The following is a 14,270-nucleotide window of genomic DNA, read 5'->3' as shown; positions in this document are numbered from 1 at the left end:
GAGGACGACATGGCGAGGATCGTGCAGTACGAGCGGATCGGCGGGCCCGAGGTGCTCGAGACCGTCGAGGCGCCGGAGCCCGAGGCGGGGCCCGGCACCGTGGTGGTCGCCGTCCGCGCGGCCGGCGTGAACCCGATCGAGTGGAAGGTGCGCTCCGGCCTGCGCCCGAGCCCGCCGTTCGACGGTCCGCGGAGGCTCGGGTCGGACGGCTCCGGCGTGGTCTCCGCCGTCGGTCCGGGCGTGACCGGTTGGAGCGTCGGAGACCGGGTGATCGTCAGCGGCGCCACCGGCACCTACGCGACCGCCGTCGCGGTCACCCCCGACTCCCTCGATCCGCTCCCCGACGGACTCGGCTTCGAGGAGGCGGCCGCGCTCGGCATCCCGGTCTCCACCGCCTACCAGGCGGTGGTCTCGCTCGGCGTTGCGGAGGGATCGACGTTCGTGGTGCACGCGGGCGCCGGCGCGGTAGGACGGGCGGCGATCCAGTTCGCCGTCGACCGCGGAGCCCGGGTGATCGCCACGGCGAGCCCGGCGAACCACGAGGCGCTGCGCGCGCTCGGAGCGGTGCCGGTCGCCTACGGGCCCGGGCTGCTCGAGCGGCTGCGCGCCGCAGCGCCCGAGGGCGTCGACCGCGTGCTCGACGCGGCCGGGACGGACGAGGCGCTCGCCGCCTCGCTCGCGCTGGTGGCGGATCCGCAGCACGTCGGAACGGTGGTCGCCGGCCCTCGTGCGGCAGAGCTGGGCATCCGGGCGTGGAGCGGCGGCAGTCCCGTGCCGCTGACCGAAAAGGAGCAGCGCCTCCGCCGCGAGGGCGTGCCGCTCGCCGCCCGACTGGCGAGCGAGGGGCGCTTCGCGGTCGCGACCGGTCCGCGCCTCCCGCTCGAGCAGGCCGCCGAGGCGCATCGGCTCAGCAAGGACGGCCACGTCCGCGGGAAGATCCTGCTCGTTCCCTGACCCGGGCCGGCATCCGGCATCCGTCTCCCCACCGCTTCCCCCGCTCTCACCGTCGAGAAGGAGTCCCCGTGTCCACTGACGACACCACCCCCGTGATCCTGGGGGGCGCCCGCACCCCGTTCGCCCGCTTCTCCGGAGCCTTCGCGCCGCTCTCGGGCGTCGAGCTCGGCGCCGCTGCGATCCGAGGGGCTCTCGAGCGCTCGGGCGCCTCCGCGGCCGACGTCGACGCGGTCGTGCTCGGCCAGGTGATCCAGGCCGGAGCCGGTCAGGGCCCCGCCCGGCAGGCCGCGGTCCTCGCGGGCCTGGGCTGGGACGTCCCGGCGGTCACGATCAACAAGCTCTGCCTGTCGGGTCTCACCGCGGTGATCGACGCGGCGCGGATGATCCGGCTCGGCGAGGCGCAGGTGGTCGTCGCCGGAGGGCAGGAGTCGATGACCAACGCGCCGCACCTCCTGCTCGGATCCCGCTCGGGCCTGGGTGTCGGTCCGCGTCCGCTCGAGGACGCACTCCTCCACGACGGCCTGCTCGATCCGTTCGACCGCCGCCTGATGGGGAGGGTGACCGACGACGGCAACGCCGCACGGGGCATCCGCCGCGAGCGCCAGGACGCCTTCGCCGCGCTCTCGCACCAGCGGGCCGCCGCGGCACGGTCCACGGGCGTGCTCGCCGAGGAGATCGTGCCGGTCGCGGTTCCGCAGCGGCGCGGACCGGACCTCGTCGTGTCCGCCGACGACGGGATCCGGGAGGACAGCACGGTCGAGACGCTCGCCCGGCTGGCCCCCGCGTTCTCGCCCGAGGGCACGATCACGGCGGGCAGCTCGTCCCCGATCACGGACGGCGCCGCCGCGCTGGTCGTCGTGTCCCGCGGCTGGGCCCGCGAGCGCGGACTGCCCTGGCTCGCGACCGTCGCCGAGCACGGGCAGGTCGCCGGACCGGACAACTCCCTGCATTCACAGCCGTCGGCGGCGATCCTCCGGGCGCTCGGCCGCCGCGGTGCAGCGGTGTCCGACCTGGACCTGATCGAGATCAACGAGGCGTTCGCCTCCGTCGTCCTCCAGTCGGCGGACGATCTCGGCGTCGAGCCCGAGGCGGTCAACGTCGACGGCGGGGCGATCGCGCTCGGCCACCCGGTGGGCGCCTCCGGAGCACGGCTGGCCCTGCACCTGGCGCTGGCCCTCCGGCGCCGGGGCGGCGGGCTCGGCGTCGCCGCGCTCTGCGGCGGAGGCGGCCAGGGCGAGGCGCTGATCCTCGAGGGCTGACCGGCGGTCCGCCCCCAGGAGCGCGTCGGCGCCTCCGGCTACGCTCGCGGGATGAGCATCCTGAGCGCCGACGGCCTCGCCTTCGTCACCGAGCGCCACCTGGCCACCCTCTCCACCCCCGGCCGCCAGGGCCGCCTGCACGTGGTCGCCGTGGGCTTCACCTACGAGGACAGTGTCGTCCGCGTCATCACCTCCCGCGAGAGCCAGAAGGTGCTCAACGTCCGGCGGGGCGGCACCGCGACGGTCGGGCAGGTCGACGGCATCCGGTGGCTGAGCCTGGGCGGTCCGGCGACGATCGAGGAGGAGCCCGACGCCGTGCAGCACGCCGTCGAGCTCTACTCCCAGCGCTACCGCACCCCGCGCCCGAACCCCCTCCGCGTCGCCATCCGCATCGACGTCGACTTCGCCCTCGCCTCCTCCGGCCTGCGCGCGGAGTAGCCGGGTGGCCCGCGGCGACGCGCTGGGCGGGGGCGGCGCCGTCTCCTCCCTCCGCACCTACCGCTACGTCCGCCTCTCCCTGGTGGCGGCCGTGGTGCTCCTCACGGCCGGCCTCGTCCACCAGCTCGTCGTCGGAGGCCCGCTGCGCTCGATCAGCGCCTCGTACTACACCCCGGTCCGCTCCCTCTTCACCGGGGCGCTCTTCGCGGTCGGCGTCGCGCTGGTCGTCCTCGCCGGGAGGAGCGTGCGGCGCTTCCTCCTGCTGCTGGCGGGCATGACGGCGCCGGTCATCGCGATCGTGCCGGTGCCCCTCGCCTCGGAGGAGCTGCAGCGCCTCCAGGGAGCGGTGTGCCCGGCGGGAGGGGCGTCGTGCCTTCCCGCGACGGCCGCGGGTGAGGTCGCCGCCTCACTGCCCGCCTACCTGGTCACGGCCGCGGCCGTCCTCATCGCCTCCGTGATCCTGCTCGCCCTCGACCGGGTCCTCGACCGCTGGGCGCTCGTCCGCACCGCGATCGCCGCCGCCCTCCTGATCGCTCTGGCGGCCTGGAGCACGCTCCCGTCGTTCCTGCGGCTCGGCCACTACGCCGCCGCCGGCGTCTTCTTCCTCCTCATCGCCGTCACCGCGGGTCTGCACGCCGTCGCGGTGCGCGAGGAGGGAGCGAGCGGGCCGGGGACGCCGCGCTTCTACTCCCGCTGCTACGCCGTTCTCGCGGTGCTGATCGCCGCGGTCGATGCGGCGCTGGTGCTCCTGCTTCTCACGGGGCGGGGAGCGGAACTTCTCGGCGAGCAGTGGCTCCTGCTCGGCGAGGCCGTCGCGCTCGCCCTCTTCGGGATCTTCTGGGTGCTGCAGACCGTCGAGAACTGGGATCGTCCCGACGTGCTGCTCGTCGCGCGGGGCTGAGGGGGCCGGTGACGGACGGCCCCCTCAGCCGCTCAGCGCTTGAGGGTGATCGAAGAGCTCCGCCCGAGGTTCCCTGCGGCGTCGTAGGCGTGCGCGACGATCGCGTACCGCCCGGCCGGGTAGGAGGAGGCCGAGACGGTCAGGCGCCACGTGCCGTCCGACGCCCTCGTCGCGTCGCCCAGCCGCGTGGCTCCGCTCCAGAAGCTCAGCTTCGTCGTGCCGACGTCGTCCTTGGCGGTGGCGACCAGGGTGACAGAGCCGCGCACCGTCGATCCGCTCGTCGGCGCGGTGATGACGGTCTTCGGAGCCGTGGTGTCGCGGGACGGCGCGGGCGAGCCCGTGGGTGCCGGAGCAGGAGCCGCGGTGGGCGCCGACGTGGGAGTCGGGGTCGGAGCCGGAGCCGGTTCGTCGCCGAGGCCCCAGGCCGTCCACAGCTCCTCCGCGATCATCGCCTGGCCGGCGACGTTCGGGTGGAAGTAGTCGACGTCCGTCGAGAGCTGGTCGAGCGAGATCGGAGCCGCCGTGAGGGCGCCGCCGTCCCAGACGCAGTCGTTCGCGGCGGACGCGCAGGCCGATTCGAGTGCCTCGTTGAAGTCGGCCTCCCGGTCCTCCGCCGCCGCGAGCGAGGCGGTGTAGGCCGAGCCGGTCAGCGGGGCTCCGGTCGTGGCGTCGACTCCGCGCTGGGTCCGGCAGACCCCGCCCCAGGCCCAGATCGCGGCGCCCGGCGTCGGCTTCACGGCCTCCCACTCCGACTCGATGTCCGGGACCGAGCCGACGAGCACCGTCGCCTCCGGCCACTCCTCGCCGATCGAGCGCAGGATCCGGGTCGCCGACGCGGCGAAGGAGGCCGCGGGCGTCATCGCGTAGCCGTCGCGGGAGTCGGGCGAGAGGCTCAGCGAGCAGAGGTCGTTGCCGCCGATCAGCAGCGTGACCACGTCCGGCTCCTCCCCGGCCGCGACCGCGGCGTCGATCCGCGACTCGACTCCGCTGATGACCGCGCCCGACTTCGCGTAGTTCACCGCGCGGACCGCCGTCCGCGGATCCGCCGCCGCCATCCGGCTCGCGATCGAGTCGACCGCGGGCGCCGATCCCGTCGCCCAGGAGTTCTCGACGCAGTCGCGGTTCACCCCGCAGGTCGTCGCCGCGCGCGTGATCGAGTCGCCGAGCGCGAGCAGCGTCTGCGTCCCGGACGCCTGCGCCGGCGGTGCCGCCAGGAGCCCCGCCAGGAGCGCGATCGCCCCCGCGCCGACCCCTGCCGCTCTCCGCCGTCCCCTGTGTGCTGTGGTCCCCATGTCGTCCCGTCCCCATGTCGTCCGTCGCTCGAGTGCCTCGCGTGCTGCGAGAGCACGAGGGGCGAGCGTACGTCGCTGCGGATCCCCCGACGGACCGGAGGAGGGCGGCTCCCGTCCGGCGCGGCCCGGATGGGGGACACGGAGGACGTCTGTCGGCGATCGGCGGGAGGGATCCGGAAGGTGAGAGACGGGCGGCCGCGAGCACGACGGCTGCTCACCGCGGAGGACCGGCCTTCGGCCGCAGGGCGGGAACGGCAGGGCAGACGGCGAGCGCGACCAGCACGTTCTCGCTGAGCGGGCCGCCGGGAGAACGCAGAAGGCCCGCTCTCTCGAGCGGGCCTTCCGTTGTGGTGGATCCGAGGGGATTCGAACCCCTGACCTCTTCATTGCGAACGAAGCGCGCTACCAACTGCGCCACGGACCCGTGCCTTCCGAGCCGTCACCGGCCCGAACAACTCGTCCACACTAGCACGGACGAGCAGGCGCCTCGCACTCGGGTCAGGCCCCGCGGCGGCGCTGCAGCGCCTGGTCGAGGTCGATCGCGTCGACGCCGTCCACGACGCCCATGGCGGCGAAGCGGGAGGAGGGACGCGGGGCCTCGGGAGCGGGAGCGGCGGCACGCGGGACGCGCAGCGGCGCCACTTCGGGAGCGGTCGCGGCGGCGCGCTGGGCGAGCTCCGCCTCCGCCGCAGCGGTGCGCAGGCGCTCCACGGCGTCGATCGACGCCATCGCGGAGGCGGCGACCGTGCCCCGGGACAGGTAGAGCGGCTTGGGGAGCGGCTGCGGCGTCCAGCTCGCACGGTCCTCGGCGAGCTCCTCGGAGGCGTCGTCCGCGGCCTCCTCGGCGAGCTCGGCCTCGAAGACCTCGGCGCGCCGGCGCTCGGTCGCGGCGGCCGTCGTCGCTGTCGCGGCCGGAGCGGCGGCGCGGCGGCGACCCGGCGCCAGCAGGATCAGCGTGCCGAGCCCCGCGACGGCGAGGAGCAGGCCGACGAGCGGCACCGCGCCCGTGCCGCCGAACGGCAGCATCACGAGCCCGACCAGCGCGGCGACCGCGCCGACCAGCACGGCCAGCGCGGCGCCCTGGCGCCAGCGCAGGACCGAGGGCCCTGACCGCGTGCTCCGCCGTGCGCTCGCGGTCGCCCGTCGCAGCGCGTCGCGCGCCGCCTTCTCCGCCTGTGCCAGCTCCATCGCCTGTGCCTTCTCTTCGGCTCGTCGTCGTGTCTCGGTCACCCGGAGCCGGCGCTGCTGCAGCGCCACCTCGCGGGCCGTCGCCTCCGCACGCACGTGCTCGGGCACTTCCGCGGTCTCGGCGAGGATCCGCAGCGTCTGCTGCAGCCTCACCGCGTTGCGCTCGGTCGCGTTGTACGACCGCCTGCGCATCCACGTGGGGATCAGGTAGGCGACCCACAGAACGGCGGCGAGCGCCCAGACGACGCCCCCGCCCAGCCAGTCGCTACTCATGCGGACAACGCTAGGAGCACCGGGCACTCCCGTCCGTCATTACGGGTAGGTGTGTCCGTGCGGATCGCGGATCAGTCGGGGCCCCGTCGGAGGGACACCGGCGCCGTCGGAGGGTCCGGAGAGACCCGAGCGGCGCGAGGCGCGGAGGTCCGCGTCGGTCGGCACGCCGACCTCCGACGGGACCTGCCCGTCGAGGTAGCGGCGGAGCACGCCGCGGGGCACCTCCTCCGCCACGAGGGCGAAGCAGAAGTGGTCGCGCCAGTCGCCGTTGATGTGGATGAAGCGCCGCCGCAGGCCCTCGTAGCGGAAACCGAGCTTCTCGACCACGCGCAGGCTCGGCCGGTTCTCCGGGCGGATGCAGATCTCGATCCGGTGCAGGCCCAGGTCGAGGAAGGCGTGGTCGGCCGCGAGGGCCACGGCGATCGGAGTGATCCCCCGCCCGGCATAGCGCTCGGACACCCAGTAGCCGATCGACCCGGAGGAGAGCGAGCCGTACCCGATGTTCGAGATGTTGAGCTGCCCGGCGAGCTCGCCGTCCCAGTCGATGAGGAACGGCACTCCCCCGCCGGCCCGCGCGTTCTGCTGCAGCGAGCGGATGCTGGCGCGCACGTCGAACGCGGCGCCTCCCCGGGGGTCGGACGCCTCCCACTGGCGCAGCCACGACCGGTTCGCGATCAGCTCCCGCTCGAGAGGGCGGGCGTCGCGCACGCGGATGGGGCGGACGGTGACACGACCCTCGGTGAGCGTCGGGATCGGGAGCGGCATGATGCGACCCTACTGCTCCGCCGCACTGCGGGAGGGGGACTGGACTCCGCGGCGTTCCGTGCTCTCGGGGAACGGAGGAACGGACGGGATCCCGTGCCGCAGCAGGGGGTCCCGTCCGTTCCGGAGGCGCGCTCGCCGGGGCTCAGAGGCCGGCGACGAAGTCCTTCAGCCAGGGCTTGAGGTCCTTGCCGAGGTCGTCGCGGTCGGAGGCGAGCTGCACGATCGCCTTGATGTAGTCGAGCTTGTCGCCGGTGTCGTAGCGGCGGCCGCGGAACACGACGCCGTAGACGCCGCCGAACTCGGCCGGGTCCTGCGCCATGCGCTCCAGCGCGTCGGTCAGCTGGATCTCGCCGCCCTTGCCCGGAGCGGTGTGCTCGAGCACGCCGAACACGTCGGGCTTCAGCACGTAGCGGCCGATGATCGCGAGGTTCGAGGGGGCGTCCTCCTTGGAGGGCTTCTCGACCAGGCCGGTGATCCGCACCACGTCGTCCTCGTCGGTCGCCTCGACCGCCGCGCAGCCGTAGAGGTGGATCTGGTCGGGGTCGACCTCGAGCAGGGCGACCACCGTGGTGTCGCGCTGCTCGGCGACGTCGATCATGCGCGAGAGCAGCGGGTCGCGGGCGTCGATCAGGTCGTCGCCGAGGAGCACGGCGAAGGGCTCGTCGCCGACGTGGCGCTGCGCACGGGAGACCGCGTGGCCGAGGCCCTTCGGCTCGCCCTGACGGACGAAGTGCACGTCGGCGAGGTCGCTGGCGTACTTGACGTGCTCGAGCTTCTTGTCGTCCTTCTTCTGGGACAGGTTCTGCTCGAGCTCGGGCACCGAGTCGAAGTGGTTGGCGAGCGCGTTCTTGTTGCGCCCGATGATCACGAGCACGTCCTGGAGGCCGGCGTCCGCCGCCTCCTCGACCACGTACTGGATCGCCGGCTTGTCGACGACCGGCAGCATCTCCTTGGGGATGGCCTTCGTCGCCGGCAGGAAGCGGGTGCCGAGACCTGCGGCGGGGATGACTGCTTTGCGGATTCGAGTGCCCATGGGGCGCCATCCTAGCGGCGGGGGAAGTCGCGGGAGTTTCGCGCCAGGACCGGCGACGGAAGGCGCCGGACCCCGTTCCGGGGCGGTCCGGGACGAGCGTCCCTCAGGGTCGTCCGCGCGGAGGCCGGCGCGGGGCCCGGTTCTAGACTGAGCGCATGCCAGCCGACATCACGCACGAGAAGCGGGCGCTGCGCGCCGAGCTGCGCGAGCGCCGCCGCACGCAGACCTCGACCGCTCGCGACCAGGCCGCGGAGCAGATCACCGCCCACCTGATCGAGCTCGCCACCCGCGTGGGGGCCCGCTCCCTCGCGTGCTACCTCTCCGCTCCGGACGAGCCGAGCACCCGGCCGTTCCTGGGCTGGGCCGAGAGCCACGGCATCCGCGTCCTCTTCCCCGTCTCGCGCCAGGACGGCCTGCTCGACTGGGCGGTCGGCGACGGCCACACCGAGACCCAGGGCCTGTTCGGCATGCCCGAGCCCGTCGGGCAGCTGCTCGGGCCCATCGCGATCAACGACGTCGACCTCATCGTCGTCCCGGCCGCCACCGTCGACCGGCAGGGGATGCGGATGGGCTGGGGGCGCGGCTACTTCGACAAGACCCTCGGCTCGATGGAGAAGTGCCCGCCGGTCTACGCCGTCGTCTTCGACAGCGAGCTCGTCGACCGGGTACCCAGCGAGGTCCACGACCAGGCCGTCGACGGAGTCGTCACTCCCTCCGGCATCGTCGACCTGCGCCACTGACCCCGTCCTCCTTCTCCCCCACCCGCCTCCGAGGAGCCCCCTGTGCCCACCTACTCCTACCGCTGCACGCAGTGCGGCAACGCCTTCGACATCCAGCAGAAGTTCACCGACGACACGCTCACCGAGTGCCCGAGCTGCCAGGGGGCGCTGCGCAAGGTGTTCAGCGCGGTCGGCGTGACCTTCAACGGCTCGGGCTTCTACCGCACCGACTCCCGCTCCGGCGGGAAGTCGAGCGAGGGCGGCTCCTCCTCCTCGGGTTCCGGCTCGTCCGGCTCGGGCGCATCCGGCTCCGGCTCATCCGACTCGTCGTCGGGCTCCTCGGGATCGGGCGGCTCCTCCTCCGGATCCTCGGGTTCATCGGGCTCGGGCGGCTCCTCGTCCGGCTCGGGGTCCTCGGGCTCCGGATCGTCCTCCTCCTCCTCGTCCTCGGGCTCCTCCGGGTCCTCCTCCTCGGGCTCCTCCTCCGGGAGCTGACCCGCCACCCACCGCCCACGGCAGAACGGAACGATCATGATCAACGGCTTCAAGGAGTTCATCCTCCGCGGCAACGTCATCGACCTGGCTGTCGCCGTGGTCATCGGCGCCGCCTTCACGACCATCGTCAACGCGATCGTGACGGGGATCTTCAACCCGCTCATCGGCGTGATCTTCGACGCCTCCTCCCTCGAGACCCTGGTCTGGACCATCCGACCGGGAGAGAACGGCGAGGACCCGACCGTCATCGCCTACGGCTCGGTCGTCTCGGCCCTGATCCAGTTCGTGATCGTCGCCTTCGTCCTCTACTTCGCGTTCGTCCTGCCGATCAACCACCTCAAGAACGCCGCGTTCGCCAAGAAGGCCGCCGACGCCCCCGCCGCGGAGGACAAGGCCCCCACCGAGCTCGAGCTCCTCGCCGACATCCGCGACCTGCTCGCCAACAACGGCACCGCCACCACCGCGAACTCCGGCAAGCACGTCGACTGAGTCGCTCTGTCTTCTTCCCGATGGGGAACGGCTCGCAGAGCGTTGTGCGAACGGTGCGTCCGAAACGCTGGCACGCGGCTCGGACGGCACCTGCACCTTCGGGAGGTCGCCGATCGGGACCATGAGCGACTCTGGCGGGGACCGATCGGTCCTGTCTCCACGCGTCCATTCGCTCGTCGAGGGGGGGCGCGCCGGGGGGAGGTCCGAAGTCGCCGACGGGACGTGTCTCGACTCGCGGATCACCGACCGGTCCGGCTGACGTCAGTAGTGCGGGGGGACGTCCTGGCGCAGGCGCGCGTCGTTCGGGCCGGTGTCGGGGCGCGCGGGCGGCGCGGAGGGGTCGGCGATCGGAGCGTCGTGCGGGGACGGATCGGTGCCCGGCTTTGCGGGGAGCGTCGCCCGCCGACCGCCGCGGGTGCGCCGCAACGGGCGGTCGGCACCCGCGGGGGCGTCGGGATCCTGCGCCACGATCAGTCGCGCGGCAGCGGCTCGACGGCCTGCGTCTCCCCCGACGCCGGAGCGGCGGCGGCAGCAGGAGCGGTGGGAGCAGGAGCCTCGCCGGCGGCGGGAGTAGCGGTCTGCTCCTCCCCCGCGGTCGCACCGATCAGCCCGGCCACCCGCGCGGCCACGGCCTCGGGGTCGGCGAACAGCTCGAAGTTGTGCACCCGCAGGTAGTGCCAGCCCAGCCGGCGCAGCAGCTCCGGACGCAGGCGCAGCGACACGCGCAGGCTCTGCGTGCTCACGTCGCGGTCGGTCTCGACCACCACGGCACGGGTCCCGTGCGCGGCGACGAGGGCCAGCTTGCCCTTGTGCCCGATGTTGACCCGGAGTCCGCGGCGCTCGAGGCGCGCGGCGAGATCCACCAGCATCGGCTCCGAGTAGTCGTCGCGGTCGCTCGGCTGGACGCGGTCCTCCGCCTCCTGCAGCACCTGCGCGAGGGCGACCATGCCGTAGCGCATGCGCGACTCGTCGATGTCGCCCGGGCGGAAGCACGAGACGATGTCCATCGAGCGGCGGGCACGGGTCATCCCGACCGCCAGCAGGCGCTCTCCGCCCGGCTCCGCGAGAGCGCCGAAGTTCGACAGCAGGCGGCCGTGGGGCGTCCGGCCGTAGCCGATCGAGAAGATGACGCGGTCGCGGCTCTGCGCGACCGACTGCTCCAGCGTCACGACGGCGAAGGGCTCGGGACGGTCGCCGAGGATGAAGTCGCTCAGATCGGTGCGCTTGGCGAAGGCCGTCAGCACCGCCTGCTGCACCCGCACGGCGTGGCGAGGGCTCGCAGTGATGACCATCAGCGACTCGCGCGGACGGATCACGGCGTGCTCGAGCACCAGCTCGACCACCTTCGCGACCTCGGCGTCGACTGACTCGACGGCTCCGGAGTCGTTCTCGGGCATGCCGTGCCCACTCGCGATGTAGTGGAAGCGGAGCGAGTCGTGTCCGAGGAACGAGCCGGCCCAGGGCAGCGAGTCGATGCGGCCGCCGTAGAAGCGGCGGTTGACCAGCTCGGCCAGGTCCTCGCCGCCCGCGCGGTAGCTGCGGGTGAGCGTGACGGTGTTGAGCAGCTCGCCGAGTCGGGCGAGCGCCGACTGGGCGTGCAGCGCCTCCACGTCGGTCCGCGAGGCGGTGGAGCCGAACTCCGGCGTCTCGTCGACGCGCAGGCCGAAGGGAGTGGGGGTCTGCGTGACCGGGTCGCCGAACGCGACGACCTGCTTCGCCCGGCGGATCGCTCCGACGTTCTCGGCCAGCGTGGTCGCCCCGGCGTCGACGAGGAACACCGCGTCGAAGGTCGTCTCGGTGCCGATGCGGTGCACCTCGTACGGAGAGGCGAGCCACGCCGGAGCGAGCACGCGCGAGAGGTGCGGAGCGGCCTTCTGCAGCTCCTGAGGGGTCGTCGCCGCCTCGGTGCGCAGCAGCGCGCGCAGCGCGTCGCGCTCCTGCGGCCAGTCGACGAGCCCGATCTTCCAGGTCTCGGAGAGCTTCCAGGCCAGCAGCTCGGCGCTCGAGGCGGCGTGCGCCTCGTCGACGAGCTTGAAGTCGGCCTCGAGCCGGTCGAGCACGCTCGTGTTGCCGCCGAGCAGCGCGCGCTCGTCGGTCAGCATGATCTCGAGCGCCGAGCGCCACCAGGCCAGGTCCAGCTCGCCCGCGACCAGCTCGGCCGGCACGTGGCGGCGCGAGAGGTCGGTGAGCAGCGGATCCAAGCCCCAGTCGCGGAGAGTGGCGAGGAGGGTCGTCCGCTCCTGGAGGTTGGCGAGCACCTCGCTGTCCTCGGCGAGGCCGGACACCATCGAGGCCAGCTCCGCGAGAGGGAGCGAGGCGAGCTGCAGGTTCGTCCCGCGGCGGCCGAGCGGCTCGTCGAGACGGCTCAGCTGGTCGGTCACCTGCTGGTAGGCCACCTGCACGTCGGCGACGCCGACCGGGACCTCGGGGATCGTGCCGGCGACCGCGTAGCGCTGCCACAGCGTCCGCTGCTGCTGCACCCGGCGGAGCGCCGCGTTGAGGTCGGTGACGTGCGCGCCGGGACGCAGGTACTCACGGGCGAGCTTCTTCAGGCGCCGGCGGTTGGTGGACGACATCTCGGCGGCCTCGCGGCGCGGCGAGGTGGCGACGATGAGGTCCTGGATCGATCGGTCGAAGACGGCCGGCTGGAACTTGTCCAGCGTCTCCCGGACGTCCTGCAACAGGCGCAGATAGATGCCGAGCTCGGCGACCGACTCGAACGGGCGCATCCGCGTCTGGCCGATGACGTCCTGGGCGCGGTCGAGCAGGCGCGGCAGGTCGCGCAGGTGCAGGCGCTTGGCCAGCTCGTGGGCGATCTCGGCGTCGGCGGTGGAGTCGAACTGGGCCCCGTACCAGGGCGAGTCGCCCGGGCCGTAGCGGAACTCGCCCAGGCGCGCCGACTCGATCAGCATCCGGGTCGCCTCGGGGCGGCTGTGCGCGAGAGCGGTGACGGAGCGGCGGTCGAGGCGGGCGGCGGTCGACGGGGGCGTCCGCAGCTGCGAGAGGCGGGCGAGCTCCTCGAGGGCCTGCAGCGCCGAGACGCCGAAGCTCTCGTCGCGCCGGGAGAGCGCGCCGCGGTAGTCGAGCAGCACCTTCCGCAGCCGGAGCAGGGCGTCGTCGATCTCGCTGACGGAGGGGCGCGCGGCCTTCTCGTTGCGGCCGATCGACTGGATGAGGTCGCGGCGGAGCGTGCGGGGCCCGACCGCGATGCCGCCCAGGCCCGCCGAGAGCAGGCGCTGGTGGATGCTGTCGAGGCTCGACCGGCGGGCGCTGACGACCAGCACGCGCTTGTGCTGGGCGGCCAGGGCGCCGATCGCGTTGACGATGGTCTGGGTGCCGCCCGTGCCGGGAAGGGTCTTCACGACGAGCGAGTTGCCGGCCGCGATGTTCGCGATCACCTGCTCCTGCTCGGCGTCCGCGTCGAGGAGGAGGTTGTCGGTCGCCGGAGGACGCTCGTCCTGCGGGATGATCGACGCCACCTTCTGCGACTGCTGCAGCGCCCGCTTGGCGGCCGGGTTCCCGGCGACGGCGTCGAGGACCGGGTGCTCGAGCATCCGGGCGTCGCGGAGCATGTCGCCCGCCACGTCGGCGAAGCTCGAGACCACGAGGCGCGGGTGCACGGCGAACCACGGCAGGTGCGAGGTCAGGCCGCGCAACTGGTCGATGACCGGCTGCGGCTTGAAGACGCCGTTCTGCACGGCCAGCTCGACGAACTGCTCGGGGTCGATCGTGATGCCGAACTGCTGCTTGAGGGCGCGCGCGAGCTGCGGATTGAAGTAGGGCTGGCCCTTGAGCTTGAGCTCGAAGTCGCGGCCGTAGCGGCGGATGGCGAGCGGGCGCAGGAGCACGGGTGCGGTGAACTCCGTGTCGCCGGCGCGCCACTGGGCGAGGCCGATGGCGAGGTGGACGCCCTCGATGCCGCGGACCGAGCGCAGCTCGATCCCCTTGTCGGTGATCGCACCCGCGGCGTTCTTCGCGGTGCGCAGGGCGAGCTCGTCGCGGATGAGCGAGGAGAGGAGCGTCGTCTTGCCCGAGATGAACGGGGGCAGCCCGCCGGGGTGCGTGGTCGAGAGCTCGATGCGCGTCCGGGGCGAGTCCACGAAGTGGAGCAGGGGCGACGGACCGCCGACCTTGGCGAGCTCGTCGCGCCACGACTGCCACACCGGATCGGCCACGTTGCCGCCCTGGTAGCCGGCCTCGCCGCTCGTCACCTGCTCGGGAGAGGTCGCCGTCGGGGAGAGCCGATGCGCGGACGCCTCCCCCTGGTCACCGGATTCGGGTGAGGTCGCCACCGGTCCGGCTCCTGGGAAATCGTCGACTCGTTGCACACGGACACCCTAAACCGGGCACCTCCGAAAGGCCGTAGCGACGCGGGTCGGCGGCACGGCACCTCCGTACGGCTCACCGGGCCGGAGCATCGGAGGAACGCGGAGCCCAGGGTCGGATCGGCGAGCCCGCCCGCCC

The 14,270-nt window shown here is 73.3% G+C and carries 13 protein-coding genes and 1 tRNA gene; 7 read left to right on the top strand and 7 right to left on the bottom strand.

What is annotated here, in order from left to right; translation table 11 throughout:
• Positions 1-9 precede the first annotated feature (9 nt).
• The 4 genes from GTU71_RS01335 (at position 10) to GTU71_RS01320 (ending at position 3,552) form a co-directional block, all read left to right on the top strand.
• Positions 10-954 (top strand): NADP-dependent oxidoreductase, encoded by a 945-nt coding sequence (locus GTU71_RS01335; protein ID WP_159939135.1) that lies wholly within the window; start codon positions 10-12, stop codon positions 952-954.
• A 68-nt stretch (positions 955-1,022) separates the two neighbouring features.
• On the top strand, positions 1,023-2,213 hold the full coding sequence (locus tag GTU71_RS01330) for an acetyl-CoA C-acyltransferase (RefSeq protein ID WP_159939134.1): 1,191 nt from the start codon (positions 1,023-1,025) through the stop codon (positions 2,211-2,213).
• Positions 2,214-2,264: 51 nt separating this feature from the next.
• Positions 2,265-2,651 (top strand): pyridoxamine 5'-phosphate oxidase family protein, encoded by a 387-nt coding sequence (locus GTU71_RS01325; protein ID WP_159939133.1) that lies wholly within the window; start codon positions 2,265-2,267, stop codon positions 2,649-2,651.
• 4 nt (positions 2,652-2,655) lie between these two features.
• Positions 2,656-3,552: a hypothetical protein gene (locus GTU71_RS01320; protein ID WP_159939132.1), complete on the top strand. Its 897-nt coding sequence runs from the start codon at positions 2,656-2,658 to the stop codon at positions 3,550-3,552.
• Between the two features lie 32 nt (positions 3,553-3,584).
• Here the strand turns inward: GTU71_RS01320 and GTU71_RS01315 are convergent, their stop codons facing one another.
• The 5 genes from GTU71_RS01315 to galU form a co-directional block, all read right to left on the bottom strand.
• Positions 3,585-4,844 carry a GDSL-type esterase/lipase family protein gene (locus GTU71_RS01315; protein ID WP_104329309.1) on the bottom strand — a complete coding sequence of 420 codons (1,260 nt, stop codon included), beginning with the start codon at positions 4,842-4,844 and terminating at the stop codon, positions 3,585-3,587.
• A 348-nt stretch (positions 4,845-5,192) separates the two neighbouring features.
• Positions 5,193-5,268, bottom strand: a tRNA-Ala gene (locus GTU71_RS01310).
• A 74-nt stretch (positions 5,269-5,342) separates the two neighbouring features.
• On the bottom strand, positions 5,343-6,305 hold the full coding sequence (locus GTU71_RS01305) for a hypothetical protein (RefSeq protein WP_104223216.1): 963 nt from the start codon (positions 6,303-6,305) through the stop codon (positions 5,343-5,345).
• Between the two features lie 39 nt (positions 6,306-6,344).
• A complete protein-coding gene (locus GTU71_RS01300) occupies positions 6,345-7,070 on the bottom strand; it encodes a GNAT family protein (RefSeq protein ID WP_104223217.1) in 726 nt (241 codons plus the stop codon).
• Positions 7,071-7,212: 142 nt separating this feature from the next.
• Entirely contained in the window at positions 7,213-8,103 is an 891-nt protein-coding gene (gene galU, locus GTU71_RS01295; RefSeq protein WP_104223218.1) for a UTP--glucose-1-phosphate uridylyltransferase GalU, read from the bottom strand.
• 155 nt (positions 8,104-8,258) lie between these two features.
• Between galU and GTU71_RS01290 the strand changes: the two genes are divergently transcribed.
• Genes GTU71_RS01290 through mscL form a run of 3 tightly spaced genes read left to right on the top strand, consistent with a single transcriptional unit; the run spans position 8,259 to position 9,806 of the window.
• A complete protein-coding gene (locus GTU71_RS01290) occupies positions 8,259-8,843 on the top strand; it encodes a 5-formyltetrahydrofolate cyclo-ligase (protein WP_104223219.1) in 585 nt (194 codons plus the stop codon).
• 42 nt (positions 8,844-8,885) lie between these two features.
• Positions 8,886-9,317 carry an FmdB family zinc ribbon protein gene (locus GTU71_RS01285; protein ID WP_104249457.1) on the top strand — a complete coding sequence of 144 codons (432 nt, stop codon included), beginning with the start codon at positions 8,886-8,888 and terminating at the stop codon, positions 9,315-9,317.
• Positions 9,318-9,353: 36 nt separating this feature from the next.
• Positions 9,354-9,806, top strand: a complete 453-nt coding sequence (mscL, locus tag GTU71_RS01280) for a large conductance mechanosensitive channel protein MscL (RefSeq protein ID WP_181072883.1) — start codon at positions 9,354-9,356, stop codon at positions 9,804-9,806.
• A 261-nt stretch (positions 9,807-10,067) separates the two neighbouring features.
• Here mscL and GTU71_RS01275 read toward each other — a convergent pair whose 3' ends face one another.
• The gene (locus GTU71_RS01275; RefSeq protein WP_104347214.1) at positions 10,068-10,274 is read right to left on the bottom strand and encodes a hypothetical protein; all 207 of its coding nucleotides are present in this window, start codon (positions 10,272-10,274) and stop codon (positions 10,068-10,070) included.
• Between the two features lie 2 nt (positions 10,275-10,276).
• On the bottom strand, positions 10,277-14,017 hold the full coding sequence (locus GTU71_RS01270) for an AAA family ATPase (protein WP_244230706.1): 3,741 nt from the start codon (positions 14,015-14,017) through the stop codon (positions 10,277-10,279).
• Between the last annotated feature and the right edge of the window lie 253 nt (positions 14,018-14,270).

This window comes from Rathayibacter sp. VKM Ac-2762, assembly GCF_009866585.1.
Lineage (GTDB): Bacteria > Actinomycetota > Actinomycetes > Actinomycetales > Microbacteriaceae > Rathayibacter.
Note: the sequence above shows the minus strand (reverse complement) of the source record. Positions and strands in the feature narration are given on the sequence as shown.